Raw genomic sequence first — 17,460 nt, 5'->3', positions numbered from 1 at the left:
GACGGTGTCCTTGGCCTGGCCGTAGAGGGTCTCGGCGGCGCCTTGCGCCTCGCGGGCACGGCCCTCGAGCGAGTCCCGCTTCGAGCCGGTGAGATCGCCCACCGTTCCCTGAACCTTGCCGCCGAGCTCCTTGGCGGCGCCCGTGATGCGATCCGTGTCGACCATGATGGTTGTCCTTGCTGTGTTCGTGGCTGGGGTTCGTCGCGCGGCGCGCGGCCGAAGCTAGGGTTTGGGGTTAGTCTTGTCCGACTTCGGGCGGGTCTTCGTGGGACCGTCGGACAGGGGGGATTCCTGCTGGGACCGACCCTCGGCCTCGACCTGCCGGTCGCCGATCAGCTTCCCGATGGCTTCCTTGACCGAGCCCTTGACCGCGTCGGTCGAAGCGGGGGCCGAACCGGGTGCGGAGGGCTTGGTGGGACGCATGGGATCCTCAGGGATGGGATGGACGGGGCCGCGGCGGGCCAACGGGCGGGAGGGACATCGCCGCGCAGGTCGCGGCCGTTCGCTGGACCCACAGATGGTCCCGGACGAACCCCCATCAATGATGCAGGCGTACCGGTAGACCGGGTTTATCTACCTGGATGCCGACGTTCCAACCGGGTTGCGGCGAGCGCGACGGAGGCCGCGTTCCCCAACGAAGATCCCTGGGCCGCCACGCGTCCCCGGGCTCCATACCCCTTCCGGGTCGGCCCTCGTCCGTACGTGGTCCTGCGTGTCGACGCCGAGTGTCACTGGATCTCCCATGGCGCACCGCGCCGCTTTCCAAGTCCCGGTCGTAACAAGTGCGTGGGAAGGCAGTTCCGCGTCCGATCCGCGATTGTCTGGTATATCTGGATCATTGACGTGAATGTGATTGCCCAATCACAAGCCTTCAGCGGCTTCGGCTTCTTCAGCGCCGAGCACATCATCGTCTGTTCCAGACCCAAGGGCGATCATCCGTGCAGACAGATGTCAGAGTGCCGAAATCCTCTTCGGACGGTCAGGGATTGCCACGACCGATTCAGGATCTGATCGGCCGGCGATTGAACGAGATTGTTCCGTTCCCCGGTGACGTCGCGGCGGATTCCCGTCTCGGTCAGGTTCTGGTTCGGCTGCGAAGTGCCCTGTCCGCGGCGCAGGCGGACGGACAGGTGCCCGATCCGTTCCGGACCGACCTGATCGCCGCCGTTCCGCGGCTTCGCCGGTATGCCTTCTCCCAGTGCCAGAACGCCGCCGAGGCCGACGACCTCGTTCAGACCACCCTCCTGCGGGCCTGGGAGAACCGGGCCCGGTTCGAGCCGGGGACCAGGCTGATCGCCTGGCTGTTCACGATCCTGCGGAACACCTTCCTCAATCAGCGCAAGCGGCTTCGCCGCGAGGTCGAGGATGTCGACGGTGCCTTCGCGGCGACCCTGCGCCTGGAGCCCGAGCAGGAGCATCGTGTCGGACTGATCGAGCTTCAGGCCGCCCTGAACGGCCTGACGGCCGAACACCGCGAGACGCTGCTCCTCGTGATGGTCGACGGATTGCTCTACGACGAGGCCGCGGTCGTCCTGGGATGTCAGACCGGCACCGTGAAGAGCCGCGTCAGCCGCGCCCGCGAACGCCTGGCCAAGGCCATGGGGGCGGCATGAGCGACTCGGACTCCTCCGCATCGCCGTTCGAACCCGACCGCGTCGGCGCGCGCGCCCAGGCGGCCATCGCCCGGCCCCTCGCCTTTCGACCCGGGGCGCCGGGTCCCGCCGTCTTCGCGAGGCGCGGCGGCTCATCGGCATCATGCCTCATCCGCGGCCCGAGGACAGCAAGCAACAAAACTGCATCTGACCCGGTAAAATCCGAGCAAAATGATGCGTCTGCACCATTGAGCACGCCGATGGCGCGCATATCTCGACGGCATCGCCGATCGTCGACGTAACAACTGTCGCGTCCCAGATATTCGCAGCGTTGTGCCGGGCCTCATGAGTCCCCCGATCAGGTTCGGCATGGCCGCAGGGCCGGGCATCGCGCCACTCCGGGCGCAAGGCCCGGCCCCAAGGTCCCGTCCGGGTTCGAGGCCGCTTCCAACGCTTCGTGAAGACCGTCTTGCGGCGATCATGGGACGAGCGATCATGGCAGAAGCACCGGAAGGTCGCATGGCCGATGCCGACAGGCCTCAGCGCATCCCGGACGACACCCTGCCCGCGATGCCGCCTCGTCCCGGAGCGCCGCATCGTCGGCCGCGGCCTGACGCGCGCGGCCGTCCAGGCCCGGCTGCGCGGCTCGGAGGGAACCGGTGTCTGGATTTGTCCGAACCGGTGACGGGCTCTGTCCGCGGGACGTCCCGCAGGACCGGCTGACGAGACGGTCGGCCGGCGCTGATCTGTCTTCGATCGGGATCGGCCGGATGCGCGCCCGGTCTGATCTGAGCGGAGATACAATTCGTAACATATACCAGGCTATAAGTGCGCAACCGTCGTGACGGGGCGTGTGTTTATAGGCTACCGCAACAGAGGAGATGCGAATGCGACTGAAACTTGCTGGCGCAGCCGTTCTTGCACTGGGTACGATGGCCGCGACCGTCGGTGCCGCCGAGGCTCGTGACGGGTGTGGACCCGGGGGGCATCGCGGCTACTACGGATATTGCCGTCCGAACGTAATCTATCGCCCCATCCTGGCCCGCCCCATCGTCTACGGCTACCGCCGCGTCGGCTGGTATGGCCCGCGGTGGCACCGCTGGGGCGGCTACCGCCCCGTCGGATATCACCGGCCCTGGGGCTGGCACGGCGGCTACCGCCACGTGGGCTGGCATCACCGCTGGTAAGGCGCGGTCGGCGTGAGCTGGGCGCCCGGTTCGAACCGGGCGCCCTTTTCGTTCCCAAGGCCGGCGTCATCGGCATGCCCGATGGGACACGTGCCGCCGCGCTCCGCGGGGATGCGTGGGCCGTGGCCGGGTCGCCCATCGGAGCACCGTCGCCCTGGCCCGGACGGTGGCATCCGACGTCCGACCTGATGGGAAAGTCCAGGGTCCGCGCGCCCGCACTGCGGCCCAGACCTTGCAATGGTCTCCCCCATCGCTCGCCAAACGATGGAACGAGGCCCCGTGGCTCATCAGTCGATCTCGCGCAGAACCCTCCTGGGCGGCACCGCCGTTCTCGGCCTCTCGGCCCTGGCGTCGACGGGCGCCCGGGCGGCCGGGCCGATGACCGTCGGCGTCATCTATGTCGGCCCCAAGGACGATTACGGCTACAACCAGGCCCATGCGAAGGGCGCGGCGGCCCTGAAGGGGCTGCCCGGGGTCGAGGTGGTCGAGGAGGAGAACGTCCGCGAGACCAACGACGTCCAGAAGACCATGGAGAGCATGATCAACATGGACGGGGCGAGCCTGCTCCTGCCGACCTCCTTCGGGTACTTCGATCCCCACGTGCTGATCGAGGCCAGGAAGAACCCGACAGTGCAGTTCCGCCATTGCGGCGGCCTCTGGACCGAGGCGAACCCGAAGAACGCCGGCTCCTATTTCGGCTACATCGCGCAGGGCCAGTACCTGAACGGCATCGTGGCGGCGCACGCCACGAAGTCGAAGAAGCTCGGCTTCGTGGCGGCCAAGCCGATCCCCCAAGTCCTCAACAACATCAACGGCTTCCTGCTCGGCGCCCGCAGCGTCGACCCGTCGATCACCTGCCAGGTCATCTTCACCGGCGAGTGGTCGCTGGCGGTGAAGGAGGCGGAGGCCACCAACGCGCTGATCGATGGCGGCGCCGACGTCATCACCTGCCACGTCGACAGCCCGAAGGTGACGGTGGAGACCGCCGCCCGGCGCGGCGCCTACGTCTGCGGCTACCATGCCGACCAGTCGGCCCTCGCCAAGGACCGGTACCTCACCGGCGCCGAGTGGGACTGGGCCCCGATCTACAAGGGCTTCGTCGCCGACATGCAGGCGGGCAAGGCGCCCCCGAATTTCCTGCGCGGCGGTCTGGCGGACGGTTTCGTCCGGATGAGCCCCTACGGCCCTGCCGTCTCGGAGTCGGCGCGCAAGAACGCGGATGCGGTCAAGGCCGAGATGATGAAGGGCGGGTTCGCCATCATCCGGGGGCCGCTCAAGGACAACAAGGGCAACGCGATCGCCGAGGCCGGCAAGGGTTTTGCCGAGAACGCGCCCGAACTCGAGAGCACCGGCTACCTCGTCGAGGGCGTGAAGGGCTCGGCCTGAGGGACGCGTCCGTCACGCACGCCACCAGCGGGAGGAAGAGCCGTGGTTGCCGAGACTGCTCCGTCGGACATGGTCGTGGCAGGGTCGCGCCCCTCGGCCAGCCTGCCCCTGCGAGCTTGGGGCGCGCGCCGGGCGGAGGCGCTCGCCATCCCGCTCGGGGCGCTCGCCCTCGGCTTCGGCCTGTTCAGCCTGTTCCTCCTCAGCCTCGGCAAATCGCCGGCGGCCTTCCTCGACCTCGTCTACCGGGGCGGCTTCGGGTCCGCCTTCGCCCTGCAGAACAGCCTCCAGCGCGCCGCGCCCCTGCTGTTCGCGGCCCTCTGCGTGGCCCTGCCCGCCCGCCTCGGCCTCGTGGTCATCGGCGGCGAGGGCGCGATCGTGCTCGGCGGCCTCGCCGCGGCGGCTGTGGCCGCGCCCCTGTCGGGCGCAGCCTCCGGCCTCGGCATCGCCGCCATGGCGCTGGCCGCCTTCCTGACCGGGGCGCTCTGGCTCGGGGCGGTGGGCGCCCTGCGGGCCTGGCGCGGCGTCAACGAGACCATCGCCAGCCTGCTGATGTCCTACATCGCCATCGCGCTCGCCAACCACCTGATCGAGGGCCTGCTGCGCGATCCCGGCAGCCTCAACAAGCCGTCGACCCGGACCATCGACGAGGCCTTCCGGGTCGGCCCGATGCCGGGCCTGGAGGTGCATTGGGGCCTCGGCGTCGGGGTTGTGGCCTGCCTCCTCGCCTGGCTCCTGACCGAGCGCACCACCCTGGGCTTCGCCGCCCGCATCGCCGGCGGCAACGTGCGTGCGGCCCAGATCCAGGGCCTGCCGGTCGGGCGCCTGATCGCCGGATTCACCGCCCTCGGGGGGGCGCTGGCGGCCCTGGCCGGATTCTTCGAGGTCGCGGCCGTCCACGGCAACGCCAACGCGTCGCTGATCGCGGGCTACGGCTATACCGGTATCCTCGTCGCGTTCCTGGCCCGCCAGAACCCCCTGGCGATCCCGCCCGTCGCCTTCCTGCTCGGCGGGATCGAGGCGTCGAGCGGCCTGATCCAGCGCCGCCTGCACCTGCCGGACGCCACCATCCTGCTGCTGGAGGGCCTGCTCTTCCTCCTCGTCCTCGTGGGCGAGACGCTGTACGGACGCTTCAAGCCGTTCAGTCCGCATCTCTGGGGCGAGAAGCGCGCCGCCGCGGGCCAGGCCGCGCCATGAGTGACCTCGGCCATGAGTGACCTCGCATGAGTGACCGCGCATGAGTGACCTCGGCCTCTGGAACGTCCTCATCGCGGTGATCGGCGGGGCCATCCGGGTCTCGACGCCGTTCCTCTTCGTCAGCCTCGGCGAGACGATCACGGAGCGCTCGGGCCGGATCAATCTCGGCCTTGAGGGCACCCTGGTGTTCGGGGCGATGTCGGCCTACGCCACGGCGGTGCTGACCGGCTCGGCCTGGGCCGGCGTCGCGGTGGCGGGCGCGGCGGGGGGGCTGTTCGGCCTCGTCCATGGCTGGATCTGCCGGCTGCCGCGGGTCAACGACGTGGCGCTCGGCATCGCCCTGATGCTGTTCGGCTCGGGCCTCGCCTTCTTCTTCGGCAAGGCCTTCATCCAGCCCTCGGCGCCGCAGCTGCCGGCGATCCCCTTCGGCAACTGGTCCGACCTGCCCCAGATCCGCGCCGCCCTCCAGGTCAACGTGCTGTTCCTGATCGGGGCGGTGCTCAGCCTCGTCCTGTGGTGGGGGTTCCGCAACACCCGCACCGGCCTCGTGGTCCGCATCGTCGGCGACAGCGCCGAGGCGGCCCGGGCCATGGGCTACGACGTCGACCGTGTCCGGCTGCTGGCGACCGGAGCCGGCGGGGTGCTCGCCGGCATCGGGGGCGCCTACCTGTCGCTCTATTATCCGGGCTCGTGGAACGAGGGCATCTCCTCCGGGCAGGGCCTGATGGCCGTCGCCCTCGTGGTCTTCGCCCGCTGGAACCCCCTGGCCTGCTTCGGCGCGGCGCTGCTGTTCGGCGGGGCCGGGGCCCTCGGCCCGGCGCTCCAGTCGGTGGGGGTCTCGCAGGGCTACTACCTGTTCTACGCCGCGCCCTACGTCCTCACCCTCGGCGTCCTCATCGCCACCTCGTCGCCGAACCACGCCCTGGCGGGAGCGCCGGGCGAACTCGGCCAGGCGAAGTAAACCTCAGCAATCAGGTAATTCGAATGAACGGACTTGGCGGCCTCAACAAATCCCCGAACGGCGTCGTGCTCGGGCTGGTGCAACTGCAACTGCCGACCGTGGTCACGCCGGCGGACCTCGCCGCGCAGACGCAGCGCATCGTCGACATGGTCGGCAAGGCCCGGCGCAACCTCGCCACCATGGACCTCGTGGTCTTCCCCGAATACGCCCTTCACGGCCTGTCGATGGACACCAACCCCGACATCCTGTGCCGGATGGACGGCCCGGAGGTCGCGGCCTTCGCGAAGGCCTGCCGCCACAACCGGATCTGGGGCTGCTTCTCCCTCATGGAGGTCAACCCGCACGGGAACCCGTTCAACACCGGCATCATCATCGACGAGACCGGCGCGGTGAAGCTCTCCTACCGCAAGATGCACCCTTGGGTGCCCGTCGAGCCCTGGGAGCCCGGCGACATCGGCATCCCGGTCATCGAGGGGCCGCGCGGGGCCAAGATCGCCCTCATCATCTGCCATGACGGGATGTTCCCCGAGATGGCCCGGGAATGCGCCTACAAGGGCGCCGAGATCATGATCCGCACGGCCGGCTACACGGCGCCGATCCGCGAGTCCTGGCGCTTCACCAACCAGTCGAACGCCTTCTGCAACCTGATGGTCACCGCCAACGTCTGCCTGTGCGGTTCGGATGGCTCGTTCGATTCCATGGGCGAGGGCATGATCGTCAACTTCGACGGTCAGATCATCGCCCACGGCACCACGGGGCGCGTCGACGAGATCATCACGGCGGAGGTCCGGCCCGACCTCGTGCGCGAGGCGCGCCTGCATTGGGGCGTCGAGAACAACATCTACCAGCTCGGACACCGCGGCTACACGGCCGTGAAGGGCGGCGCCGGGGACTGCCCCTACACCTACATGCAGGACCTCGCCGCCGGCCGCTACCGCCTGCCGTGGGAGGACGGGGTCAAGGTCGTGGACGGCACCTCCTGCGGGTTCGCCGCGCCCACCCGGTCCTACGGCGCCGGACAGACCCCGGACGCCCGGGAGGCGGCGAAATGAGCGCGGCGCCCCTCACCGTGCCGGCGACGCCCCTTACCGTGCCGGCGGCGCCCCTCGCCCCGACGGCGGTGGACGCGGCGCGCTACGCCGCCGCCGAGCCCTATCCCTGGCCCTTCGACGGGGCACTGAGGCCCGACAACACCGCCCTCGTCATCATCGACATGCAGATCGATTTCTGCGGTCCCGGCGGCTACGTCGACGCCATGGGCTACGATATCGGCCTGACCCGGGCGCCGATCGAGCCGATCGGCCGCCTGCTCGCGGCGGCCCGGCGCCTCGGCTACCCCGTCATCCACACCCGCGAGGGCCACCGCCCGGACCTGGCGGACCTGCCCGAGAACAAGCGCTGGCGCTCGCGCCGGATCGGAGCCGGCATCGGCGATCCCGGGCCCTGCGGGCGCGTGCTGGTGCGGGGCGAGCCGGGCTGGGAGATCATCCCCGAACTGGCGCCCATGCCCGGCGAGCCCGTCATCGACAAGCCCGGCAAGGGCTCGTTCTGCGCCACCGACCTGGCGCTGATCCTCGGGCGGCGCGGCATCCGCAACCTGATCCTCACGGGGATCACCACGGATGTCTGCGTCCACACCACGATGCGCGAGGCCAACGACCGCGGCTTCGAATGCGTGATCGTCTCCGACGCCTGCGCGGCCACCGACCGGGGCAACCACGAGGCCGCCCTCAGGATGGTGACGATGCAGGGCGGCGTCTTCGGCGCCGTGGCGACCTCCGAGGCCCTCCTGGTGGCGATGGGATGATCCGCGATGGTGCCCTTCCCGCAATCGGTTCGTAACGTGGTGCCCCGGGACGGAGACGCGGCAGCGGTGGTGCCCGAGGCCCCGCCGCCCGGTGCCATCGCGGTCGAGACCATCGGCATGTCGAAGCGCTTCGGCACCTTCGCGGCCCTCGACGACGTCTCGATGAAGATCGAGGCGGGCGGCTTCCACGCGCTGCTGGGCGAGAACGGCGCGGGCAAGTCGACCCTGGTGAAGTGCATCATGGGCTTCTACGCGCCGAGCGCGGGCAGCGTCCTGGTGGATGGCCGCGAGGTCGCGATCACCAATCCGAAGGGCGCCCAGGCCCGCGGCCTCGGCATGGTCTACCAGCACTTCACCCTGGTGCCGTCCCTGACGGGCCTCGAGAATCTCGTCATCGCCCGGCCCCGGGTGCCGGCGGTGATCGACTGGCGCGCCGAGCGTGCGGCGCTGGCCGCCTTCATGGAACGGATGCCGTTCCGGCTGAACCTCGAACGCCCGGTGGCCGAGCTCGCGGCCGGGGAGAAGCAGAAGCTCGAGATCATCAAGCAGCTCTTCCTCAAGGCCCGGTTCCTGATCCTCGACGAGCCGACCTCGGTGCTGACGCCGGCGGAGGCCGAGGAGGTGCTGGGCCTCCTGCGCGCCATGGCGGACCGGCGCGAGCTGACGGTGCTGATGATCAGCCACAAGTTCCGCGAGGTCGAGGCGTTCGCCCGCAGCGTCAGCGTCCTGCGCCGCGGCACGCTCGCGGGCGGCGGACGGGTCGGCGAACTCAGCCGGGACGACATGGCGGCGATGATGATGGGCGCCCGCCCGGTGCGCGCCGCCCCCAACCGCGTCGGTCGGCCTGACCCGGACCGGGTCGTCCTGCGCATCGCGGATCTGCGCGCCACCGATGCCTCCGGCCTGCGTCACCTCGCCGTCGACGCCCTCGCGGTGCAGGCCCGCGAGATCGTCGGCGTCGCCGGGGTCTCGGGCAATGGCCAGAAGGAACTCGCCGACGTGCTCGGCGGCCAGATCCGGGCGGCCGCTGGCCGGGTGGAGGTCGGGGGCGAGGCCTATGACGGACGGCGCGCGCAGAGCCGGGCGCGGCGGGTCCGCGTCATCCCGGAGGAGCCGCTGCGCAATGCCTGCGCGCCGCGCATGTCGGTCGCGGAGAACCTGGCCTTCCGGGCCTTCGACCGGCGCGCGGAGCGTGGCGCCTCCGAGGGGGGCGCGGTCCCGGGGCGGCCGACCGTCTGGCTCGACACCGGCGCCATGCGCCGCCGCGCCCGGGACCTCATCGCGCGCTTCGGGGTGAAGACCGCCTCCGCCGAGGCGCCGATCGCCACCCTGTCCGGCGGGAACGTGCAGCGGGCCGTGCTGGCGCGCGAACTCACCGACCCGGTCGACCTCCTCGTCGTCGCCAATCCCTGCTTCGGGCTCGACTTCACCGCCGTCGCCGAGATCCGGGCCCGGATCCTGGCGGCCCGCAACGCCGGGGCGGCGGTCCTGCTGATCAGCGAGGATCTCGACGAGATCCTGGAACTCTCGGACCGCATCGTGGTGATGTCCGACGGCCGCATCGTGCACGCGGTGAGTCGCGCCGAGGCCGACGCCCGCAGCATCGGTCGCCACATGGCGGGGCATCACTGAGGGGTGGGACGGACGTGTCGGACCGACGCTGCCGGGCGTGTCCGGTCCGGCAGGCTAGGTCCGCACGGGGTCGAGGGTGACCGACCAGAGCGCGGTATCGGCGGCGTCCTTCAGGGTGACGGTCATCTGCTCCGTCGCGCCCTCGACCGCGACATGGCCGAAGAACTGGTAGCCCGCGGCGGGCGAGAGGTTGGTCTGGCCCGGCGGGGGGGCCTTCGCGAAGCGCAGCTGGGGCCCGAAGGTGTCGTCGAGGGCGTTGGGACCGAAGGTCCCGGCATGCAGCGGGCCTGCGACGAACTCCCAGAACGGCTCGAACTCCTGAAATCGCGCCCGGTTCGGATCGTAGTAATGCGCCGCCGCGTAGTGCACGTCCGCCGTCAGCCAGACCGTGTTGCGGATGCCCGCATCCCGCAGGAAGCGCAGGAGGTCGGCGATCTCGAGTTCCCGGCCCAGCGGCGGCCCGTCGCCCTGCGCGACGGCCTCCGACCCGAAGGGCGGCTGAGAATCGTAGGGGACGACGAGCCCGATCGGCATGTCGGCCGCGATCACCTTCCAGGTCGCGCGGGAGGCGAGGAGCGCGCGCTTGAGCCAGGCGACCTGCGCCGGGCCGAGGAAGTGAGCCTCCGGTCCGTAGGTGGTCTGCCGGTTCTCGCCGTTCGGCCCGCGATAGGAGCGCATGTCGAGCAGGAACACGTCGACCAGCGGCCCATGCGAGATCTTGCGGTAGACGCGGCCGGGCTCCGAGGGCGCGAAGCGCATCGGCATGTATTCGTGGAAGGCGCGCGCGGCGCGGACCTGGAGCGCCAGCACGTTCGGGTCGCGATAGGCCTTCCGCAGGTGTTCGGCCCGGGTCAGGGGCTCGCCCGGCCACCAGTTGTTGGTGACCTCGTGATCGTCCCACTGTGCGAAGATCGGGATCTCGGCGTTCATCGCCAGCACGTTCGCGTCGGTGAGGTTGTAGCGGTAGCGTCCGCGAAACTCTTCCAGGGTCTCGGCCGGCTTCGCCACCGCCTCGGTCACGCGGTTGCGCCAGAGGGTGCCGTCGGGCAGGCGCACCTCCGGTACGATCGGTCCGTCGGCGTAGATCGTGTCGCCGGAATGCAGGAAGAAGTCCGGCCGGTTGCGCAGCATGGCCGCGTAGATCGTCATCCCGCCCCGGGCCTCGTCGATGCCCCAGCCCTGGCCGGCCGTGTCGCCGGACCAGCAGAACGAGACCGAGCGGCGCTCGGCGGGCGCCGTGCGGAAGCGCCCGACCTGCGGCGCCCCGAGGATCGTCGGCGCGGCGAGATCCTGCAGGCGGACCCGGTAGAACACGTCCTGGCCCGGCGGCAGGTCCGTCAGGGCGACCTTCACGGTGCCGTCGCTCGCCGGCAGGGCATCGGCGAAGATGCCGCCGCGAATGTCCGCAAAGCTTTCCGTCGTCGACCACGCGATCATCGCCCGGCAGGGGCGGTCGGCCCGGGCCCAGACCACGGCGGAGGTGCCGTCGACGTCACCGGATTGCAGACCGTGGGTGAGGACCGGGCGGTCCGCGGCCCGGCTGAGGCCGGGCCGGACGACGCCGGTGCCGAGACCGACGAGGCCGGCGGCGGCCCCGGTCAGGAACGGACGACGGGGCAGGCTGGAACGGGACGAGGCGGACATGGCGGCGGACTCCCTTCCGGAGGCTCCGCTATGGCGCATCTGTCTGACGCCCTGACGACGCTGCCCGCGCCGTCCCTAACCCGGTTCGCGTGGATCCGATGCCGGTCTAGCGGGCCGCCTTCGCGGCGCGGCGGCGCTCGGTGAGGATCCATTCCGTGTAGCCGTTCGGCTGCGCGCGGCCCTTGAAGACGAGGTCGCTGGCTGCCTGGAAGGCCGGGCCGTCGTAGTCCGGGGCCATGGGGCGGTAGAGCGGATCGCCGGCGTTCTGGCGATCGACCACCTTCGCCATCCGCTTGAGCGCCGTCATCACCTGCTCCTCGCTGACGACGCCGTGATGGAGCCAGTTCGCGATGTGCTGCGACGAGATCCGCAAGGTCGCCCGGTCCTCCATCAGCCCGACATCATGGATGTCCGGCACCTTCGAGCAGCCCACCCCCTGGTCGATCCAGCGGACGACGTAGCCGAGGATGCCCTGGACGTTGTTGTCGATCTCCTGGGCCACGTCGTCGGGGGCGAAGTTCGACCGGGCCAGCGGGATCTCGAGGATCTCGTCGAGGGCCGAGCGCGGCCGGCGGGCGAGTTCCACCTGCCGCGCCCGCACGTCGGTCTCGTGATAGTGCAGCGCGTGCAGGGTCGCGGCGGTGGGCGACGGCACCCAGGCCGTGCTCGCGCCCGCCTTGGGGTGGGCGCCCTTCTGCATCAGCATGTCGGCCATGGCGTCGGGGGCCGCCCACATGCCCTTGCCGATCTGCGCCCGGTCGAGCAGGCCGCAGACGAGGCCGACATCTACGTTGTTCTCCTCGTAGCCCTTGATCCAGGGCGTCGCCTTCATGTCGTTCTTGCGAATGACCGGGCCGGCCTCCATCGCGGTGTGGATCTCGTCCCCCGTGCGGTCGAGGAAGCCCGTGTTGATGAATACGACCCGCTCGGCCGCGGCCGCGATGCAGGCGGCGAGGTTGACCGTGGTGCGGCGCTCCTCGTCCATGATGCCCATCTTGAGGGTGTTCGCGTCGAGACCCAGCATGGCCTCCACGCGTCCGAACAGTTCGACCGCGAAGGCGACCTCCTCGGGCCCGTGCATCTTCGGCTTGACGATGTAGACCGAACCGCGCCGGCTGTTGCGCAGGCCGGAATCCCCCTTAAGATCGTGGATCGCGATCATCGCGGTGACCGCGGCGTCGAGCATGCCCTCGGGGATCTCGCGGCCCTCGGCGTCGAGCACCGCATCGGTGTCCATGTGGTGGCCGACATTGCGCACCAGCATCAGGGAGCGGCCCGGTACCACCACCTCGCCGCCGTTCGGCGCGATGTAGTGCCGGTCGGGGTTGAGGCGCCGCTCCAGGGTGCGGCCGTCCTTGTGGAGGGAGGCCGTCAAGGTCCCGTTCATCAGGCCGAGCCAGTTGCGGTAGACGACGACCTTGTCGTCGGCATCGACCGTGGCAACGGAATCCTCGAGATCCATGATCGTCGAGACGGCCGATTCCAGCAGGATGTCGGCGACGCCGGACGCATCGAAGCGACCGATCCGATGCGTCCGGTCGAGGACGACCTCGACGTGCAGCCCGTGGTGCCGCAGGAGCAGGGAGGCGGGCATGCTGGCCCGGCCGCGATAGCCCACGAAGAGATCCGGTCGCGCGAGCGGGACGGTCTCTCCGGTGTTCATGTTGCCGACGAGCCCGCCCTGCTCGACCGCATAGGTGACCACGTCGGCATGGCGGCCGCCGGCCAGCGGCACGAAGCGGTCGAGGTAGCTGCGGGCGCGGGTCACGACCCGGGCGCCGCGGGCGCGGTTGTAGCCGCCGCTGCGGATCGCGCCGCCCTCCTCCGAGACCGCGTCGGTGCCGTAGAGGGCATCGTAGAGCGAGCCCCAGCGGGCATTGGCGGCGTTGAGGGCGTAGCGGGCGTTCGAGACCGGCACGACGAGCTGCGGCCCGGCGATGCGGGCGATCTCGTCATCGACGTTCTCCGTCCGCACCGCCACCGGTCCCGGATCGGGCAGGAGATAGCCGATGTCCTTCAGGTACGCCTTGTAGGCCGCCGGATCGAACGGCTTGCCGGCCCGCTCCCGGTGCCAGGCGTCGATCTGCCCCTGGAGCGTGTCGCGCTTGGCCAGCAGGGCCCGGTTCTTCGGCGTCAGGTCGCGCACGATCGCGCCGAGGCCGCCCCAGAACACCTCGGGCGAGATGCCGGTCCCGGGCAGGGCCTCCTCCGCGACGAAATCGTACAGCACGCGGGCGACGGCGAGGCCGCCGATATCCATTCGATCCATCTTCGATCCATTCACGGAAGGTTTGCGCTGGAATGCCACCGGCCGCGGTCGTCGCCAACCCACCGATGTCGAACGCCCGGTCTCGAGTTCTCGCGCAGGGCGTCCCGAAGCCCGACGACGTCCCTGCGACCGTCGTCTCGGCGAGGGCCGCCCGCGCCGGGGTGCGGAAAGCTCCGAGCCGGTGTCCGGAGGGCCACGCAATAGACGCGCCGACCGAGATCGACAAACCCGGTGGGTTGTCGGCCCCGGGGCCTCCCGCCCGGCCCCGGGGCGCAGAGGCGCGCTCGGGGGGGCGGCGGGCGATCGTCCGGATCGCCGCACGGGCGCGCACGATGCGGGCCCGGGTCAGCCAGGGGCGGGAGGGCGCCGCGTCGCGCTCCGCCCTCCGCCGATCATCGCCGGCCCCGGAAGGGTGAGAGGGGGGCGTGCCGGTTGACGTCCTTGTAGAGGAGGTATCGGAAGGGTCCGGGTCCTCCGGCGTAGCAGGCCTGGGGGCAGTAGGCGCGCAGCCAGAGGAAGTCTCCGGCCTGGACCTCGACCCAGTCCCGGTTGAGGCGGTAGACGGCCTTGCCCTCGAGGATGAAGAGGCCGTGCTCCATGACGTGGGTCTCCTCGAAGGGGATCGAGGCGCCGGGGCGCAGGGCGACGATGTTGACGTGCATGTCGTGGCGCAGATCGTCGGGGGCGACGAAGCGGGTGGTGGCCCAGGCCCCGTCGGTGCCGGGCATGGGCACGGGGGCGACGGCGGTCTCGTGAGTGACGAAGGCGGGGGGCACCTCGAGGCCGGGCACGGGGGTGTAGGCCTTGCGGATCCAGTGGAAGCGGGTCGGTCCGGCCCCGTCGTTGCGCAGGCTCCAGGTGGTGCCGGGGGGCAGGTAGGCGTAGGCGCCGGGGGTGAGGGCGTGGACCTGTCCGTCGCGGACGAGGCGGGCCTGTCCCTCGACGACGAACAGCACGGCCTGGGCCTCGGGGTCGGGTTCGGGCCGCTCGCTGCCGCCGCCGGGGGCGAGGGTGACGAGGTACTGGGCGAAGGTCTCGGACATCACGCCCCGGGGGATGACGGCGTAGGCCTCGGTGAACACGGCCCTGCCGGTCATCAGCGCGGTCTGGGGCGGCAGGCCGCCGCAGGGCGGGTTGTMGGGCGAGGCGGTCATGAAGGCGTCTCCGATGATCCGGGTTGGACTGGCGGCAGCCCGGCTTGGCAGCCGTGCCACCGCATGGGGCAGGTGTCGGGGGGCGTCAGGCCGAACGTGGTTCCGCGATCGGCGTCTCGAGGATCGCGGCCGTGTCCGTCGTACCGTGGCCATCGAGGACACGCCGGGCCTGCGCCCGGTCGATGTCGCCTTCCCATGCGGCGATCACCACCGTCGCCACGCAGTTGCCGATCAGGTTGCCGAGAGCGCGGGCGATGCCGACGAACCAATCGATCGACAGCACGAGCACCAGTCCGATGACGGGAATCTCCGGGACCGCCGACAGGGTGGCGGCCAGCACGACGATGGCCGAGCCGGGCACCCCGTGCGCGCCCTTCGAGGTCAGGAGCGCGATGCCGAGGATCAGCATCAGGTGTCCGAAGGAGAGATCCGTGTTGGTGGCCTGGGCGATGAACACCGTGGCGAGGGTCAGGTAGAGTGAGAAGGCATCGAGGTTGAACGAATATCCGGTCGGGATCACGAGGCCGACGGTCGAATCCTTGATGCCGAGGCGCTCCAGCTTGCGCATGACCTGCGGCAGCACGCAGTCCGAGGAGGCGGTGCCGGCCACGACGGTCAGTTCCTCGCGCAGGTAGGCGAGCAGCTTGAGGATGCTGAAGCCGGCCAGGCGCAGGATGCCGCCGAGCACCACGAAGACGAAGAACGCCACGCCCGCGTAGAACAGCACCACCAGCAGGCCGAGCTGCTTCAGCGAGCCAACGCCGTACTTGCCCACCGTGAAGGCGACGGCGCCGAGCACGCCGAGCGGGGCGAGCCTGACGATGAAGCCGATGATCTTGAACAGAACCTCCGTGATGCGCTCCAGGCTGTCGGCCAGCGGCTTGCCGCGCTCGCCCAGAAGGGACAGGCCGGAGCCGAACAGGATCGCGATGATGAGAACCTGCAGGATATCGCCCTTGGCGAAGGCATCGACCAACGTGGTCGGAATGAGCTTCATCAGGAAGTCGACGGTTCCCGTGACCTGACCGACCCGGTCGGTGTAGCCGGCGATCGATTTCGCGTCCAAGGTCGCCACATCGACGTTCATGCCGTGGCCGGGGGCGAACGCGTAGGCGAGGACGAGGCCGAGTACCAGGGCGAGGGTCGTCACCGCCTCGAAGTAGATCAGGGACTTGAGCCCGACGCGACCGACCTTCCGCAGGTCGCCGGCGCCGACGATGCCGTGAACGACGACGCCGAAGACCAGCGGTGCGATCGCCATCTTGATCAGCTTGATGAAGCCGTCGCCGAGGGGCTTCAGCGTGACCGCAAAGTTCGGCCAGACCATGCCCAGGACGATGCCGAGCACCAGGGCGGCGACAACCTGCCCGAACAACGACGCGAAGAACCGCTTCATCATAACGCCTGTACCTCTTCGCGCCGTTCCGTGTCCCGACACCCCGGTTCGACACGGTGTCGTCCGCTCTGCAGGATTCGTGCTGGCATTTTCCTGCATAGTCGTTCGGGTGCCCCCGTCGTGGCGGCACCATGTTGCCAGGGAATCTAGACGTCAAATATTTGATATGTCTTGATTGAGATCTTCTCGCTATGACTGAGCGTATGGAACTTCGGCATCTCCGCTACTTCGTGGCCGTCGCCCGCCATCTCAGCTTCACCGCCGCCGCCGAGAGCCTCGGTGTCGCTCAGCCGCCCCTGAGCCAGCAGATCCGCGATCTCGAAGCGGAGGTCGGCACCGCGCTGTTCGAACGGACGACGCGTCGCGTGTCGTTGACGCGGGCAGGTACCGACTTCCTCGCGCAGGCGCGCGAGATCCTGGACAAGTCCGGCGAAGCCATCGGACGCGCGCGCGCCATCGGTGACGGCGCGGCCGGCATCGTCAATGTCGGCCTGACGGGGTCGATGCTGGCCGGCCCCCTCGGGCGCGCCATCCGCGACTTCTCGGTCACCTATCCCGACGTCGATCTGCGGATCCACGAAATGTCGCCGGACCGCCAGATCTCGATGCTGAAGGCTGGACAGACCGACATCAGTTTCCTGCGCAGCCCACCCCAGGACCTCGACCTCGCCAGCGAACGCGCCTGGTGCGAGACCGTCACCCTCGTCCTGCCGAAAGGCCACCGCCTGGCCAGGACGGCGGCGATCGACCTCGCCGATCTGAGCCGCGAGCGGTTCGTGTTCCTGCGGCTCTCGGATTCGCTGTTCGCGAAATATCTTTGGGAGTGCTGCGTCGAAGCCGGGTTCACCCCGGACATCACGCATCAGGTCGTCGAAGCCGCCTCACTGACGAGCCTCGTCGCGACGGGGCTCGGGATCGCCATCATTCCGGAATTCGTCGCCCGCCTGGCGCACGCGGACGTCGTCTACAAACCCATCAGGGGGAAACCGATCCACGCCGACGTCTATGCCCTGTGGCCGAGGGAGAAGGCCGGGCCTCTGATCGGCAACTTCCTGGACCGTGTTCGCTCCGCCAGACCATAGTTCGCGAAGGCCGCTGCTGGCAGTATCGGGCGTGGAGAGGGAAGGTGCGGAGGACCGGGGTTCGGCCATCGGGCCCCGGCACGACACGGTCATGGCCGTGCGCCGCGCCCTGGAGGATGACGGCGTCGAATTCACCGCCGCGGCAGGTAGGAAGCC

Annotated in this window: 15 protein-coding genes; 9 read left to right on the top strand and 6 right to left on the bottom strand. The window is 69.9% G+C overall.

From position 1 onward, the window contains the following. Together ASF41_RS08140 and ASF41_RS08135 are read right to left on the bottom strand one after the other, a co-directional pair. On the bottom strand, positions 1-165 hold a 165-nt coding region (locus tag ASF41_RS08140), incomplete at its 3' end, for a CsbD family protein (RefSeq protein ID WP_156653236.1). 57 nt (positions 166-222) lie between these two features. Further along, positions 223-423, bottom strand: coding sequence for a CsbD family protein (locus ASF41_RS08135; protein ID WP_056492249.1), 201 nt, complete (start codon positions 421-423; stop codon positions 223-225). 599 nt (positions 424-1,022) lie between these two features. On the opposite strand from ASF41_RS08135, the gene ASF41_RS08130 reads away from it, so the two are divergent. From ASF41_RS08130 to ASF41_RS08100, 8 genes are all read left to right on the top strand, one after another. Further along, the gene (locus ASF41_RS08130) at positions 1,023-1,613 is read left to right on the top strand and encodes a sigma-70 family RNA polymerase sigma factor (RefSeq protein ID WP_244472524.1); all 591 of its coding nucleotides are present in this window, start codon (positions 1,023-1,025) and stop codon (positions 1,611-1,613) included. Positions 1,614-2,479: 866 nt separating this feature from the next. Further along, positions 2,480-2,779, top strand: a complete 300-nt coding sequence (locus ASF41_RS23605) for a GCG_CRPN prefix-to-repeats domain-containing protein (RefSeq protein ID WP_056216496.1) — start codon at positions 2,480-2,482, stop codon at positions 2,777-2,779. Between the two features lie 264 nt (positions 2,780-3,043). Then, entirely contained in the window at positions 3,044-4,165 is a 1,122-nt protein-coding gene (locus tag ASF41_RS08125; RefSeq protein WP_056492246.1) for a BMP family ABC transporter substrate-binding protein, read from the top strand. A gap of 69 nt (positions 4,166-4,234) precedes the next feature. Continuing rightward, on the top strand, positions 4,235-5,359 hold the full coding sequence (locus tag ASF41_RS08120) for an ABC transporter permease (protein WP_056492243.1): 1,125 nt from the start codon (positions 4,235-4,237) through the stop codon (positions 5,357-5,359). 40 nt (positions 5,360-5,399) lie between these two features. Then, the gene (locus ASF41_RS08115) at positions 5,400-6,320 is read left to right on the top strand and encodes an ABC transporter permease (RefSeq protein ID WP_056216489.1); all 921 of its coding nucleotides are present in this window, start codon (positions 5,400-5,402) and stop codon (positions 6,318-6,320) included. Positions 6,321-6,343: 23 nt separating this feature from the next. Beyond that, a complete protein-coding gene (locus ASF41_RS08110; protein WP_056492240.1) occupies positions 6,344-7,372 on the top strand; it encodes a formamidase in 1,029 nt (342 codons plus the stop codon). After that, positions 7,369-8,127, top strand: coding sequence for a cysteine hydrolase family protein (locus ASF41_RS08105; protein WP_082504174.1), 759 nt, complete (start codon positions 7,369-7,371; stop codon positions 8,125-8,127). The genes ASF41_RS08110 and ASF41_RS08105 overlap by 4 nt, the downstream gene beginning before the upstream one ends. A 117-nt stretch (positions 8,128-8,244) precedes the next feature. Continuing rightward, positions 8,245-9,759 (top strand): ABC transporter ATP-binding protein, encoded by a 1,515-nt coding sequence (locus tag ASF41_RS08100; RefSeq protein WP_244472547.1) that lies wholly within the window; start codon positions 8,245-8,247, stop codon positions 9,757-9,759. A 54-nt stretch (positions 9,760-9,813) separates the two neighbouring features. Here the strand turns inward: ASF41_RS08100 and ASF41_RS08095 are convergent, their stop codons facing one another. The 4 genes from ASF41_RS08095 to ASF41_RS08080 form a co-directional block, all read right to left on the bottom strand. Next, a complete protein-coding gene (locus tag ASF41_RS08095; protein WP_056492237.1) occupies positions 9,814-11,403 on the bottom strand; it encodes an alkaline phosphatase in 1,590 nt (529 codons plus the stop codon). A gap of 106 nt (positions 11,404-11,509) precedes the next feature. After that, a complete protein-coding gene (locus tag ASF41_RS08090) occupies positions 11,510-13,672 on the bottom strand; it encodes a malate synthase G (protein ID WP_056492234.1) in 2,163 nt (720 codons plus the stop codon). Between the two features lie 392 nt (positions 13,673-14,064). Beyond that, positions 14,065-14,826, bottom strand: coding sequence for a bifunctional allantoicase/(S)-ureidoglycine aminohydrolase (locus ASF41_RS08085; protein WP_056492231.1), 762 nt, complete (start codon positions 14,824-14,826; stop codon positions 14,065-14,067). Positions 14,827-14,911: 85 nt separating this feature from the next. Beyond that, positions 14,912-16,222, bottom strand: a complete 1,311-nt coding sequence (locus ASF41_RS08080; RefSeq protein ID WP_056216510.1) for a dicarboxylate/amino acid:cation symporter — start codon at positions 16,220-16,222, stop codon at positions 14,912-14,914. Between the two features lie 203 nt (positions 16,223-16,425). Between ASF41_RS08080 and ASF41_RS08075 the strand changes: the two genes are divergently transcribed. Then, positions 16,426-17,304, top strand: a complete 879-nt coding sequence (locus ASF41_RS08075) for a LysR family transcriptional regulator (RefSeq protein ID WP_056492228.1) — start codon at positions 16,426-16,428, stop codon at positions 17,302-17,304. Positions 17,305-17,460 lie beyond the last annotated feature (156 nt).

This window comes from Methylobacterium sp. Leaf111, from assembly GCF_001423285.1.
GTDB lineage: Bacteria > Pseudomonadota > Alphaproteobacteria > Rhizobiales > Beijerinckiaceae > Methylobacterium.
Note: the sequence above shows the minus strand (reverse complement) of the source record. Positions and strands in the feature narration are given on the sequence as shown.

What these genes read in the sequence shown, in the direction of transcription:
- ASF41_RS08105 (WP_082504174.1), top strand. Translation starts at nt 7,369, where the DNA reads ATGAGCGCGGCGCCCCTCACCGTGCCGGCGACGCCCCTTACCGTGCCG.
- ASF41_RS08075 (WP_056492228.1), top strand. Translation starts at nt 16,426, where the DNA reads ATGGAACTTCGGCATCTCCGCTACTTCGTGGCCGTCGCCCGCCATCTC.
- ASF41_RS08090 (WP_056492234.1), bottom strand. Translation starts at nt 13,672, where the DNA reads ATGGATCGAATGGATATCGGCGGCCTCGCCGTCGCCCGCGTGCTGTAC.
- ASF41_RS08120 (WP_056492243.1), top strand. Translation starts at nt 4,235, where the DNA reads ATGGTCGTGGCAGGGTCGCGCCCCTCGGCCAGCCTGCCCCTGCGAGCT.
- ASF41_RS08080 (WP_056216510.1), bottom strand. Translation starts at nt 16,222, where the DNA reads ATGAAGCGGTTCTTCGCGTCGTTGTTCGGGCAGGTTGTCGCCGCCCTG.
- ASF41_RS08125 (WP_056492246.1), top strand. Translation starts at nt 3,044, where the DNA reads ATGGAACGAGGCCCCGTGGCTCATCAGTCGATCTCGCGCAGAACCCTC.
- ASF41_RS08095 (WP_056492237.1), bottom strand. Translation starts at nt 11,403, where the DNA reads ATGTCCGCCTCGTCCCGTTCCAGCCTGCCCCGTCGTCCGTTCCTGACC.
- ASF41_RS08110 (WP_056492240.1), top strand. Translation starts at nt 6,344, where the DNA reads ATGAACGGACTTGGCGGCCTCAACAAATCCCCGAACGGCGTCGTGCTC.
- ASF41_RS08100 (WP_244472547.1), top strand. Translation starts at nt 8,245, where the DNA reads ATGTCGAAGCGCTTCGGCACCTTCGCGGCCCTCGACGACGTCTCGATG.
- ASF41_RS08135 (WP_056492249.1), bottom strand. Translation starts at nt 423, where the DNA reads ATGCGTCCCACCAAGCCCTCCGCACCCGGTTCGGCCCCCGCTTCGACC.
- ASF41_RS23605 (WP_056216496.1), top strand. Translation starts at nt 2,480, where the DNA reads ATGCGACTGAAACTTGCTGGCGCAGCCGTTCTTGCACTGGGTACGATG.
- ASF41_RS08115 (WP_056216489.1), top strand. Translation starts at nt 5,400, where the DNA reads ATGAGTGACCTCGGCCTCTGGAACGTCCTCATCGCGGTGATCGGCGGG.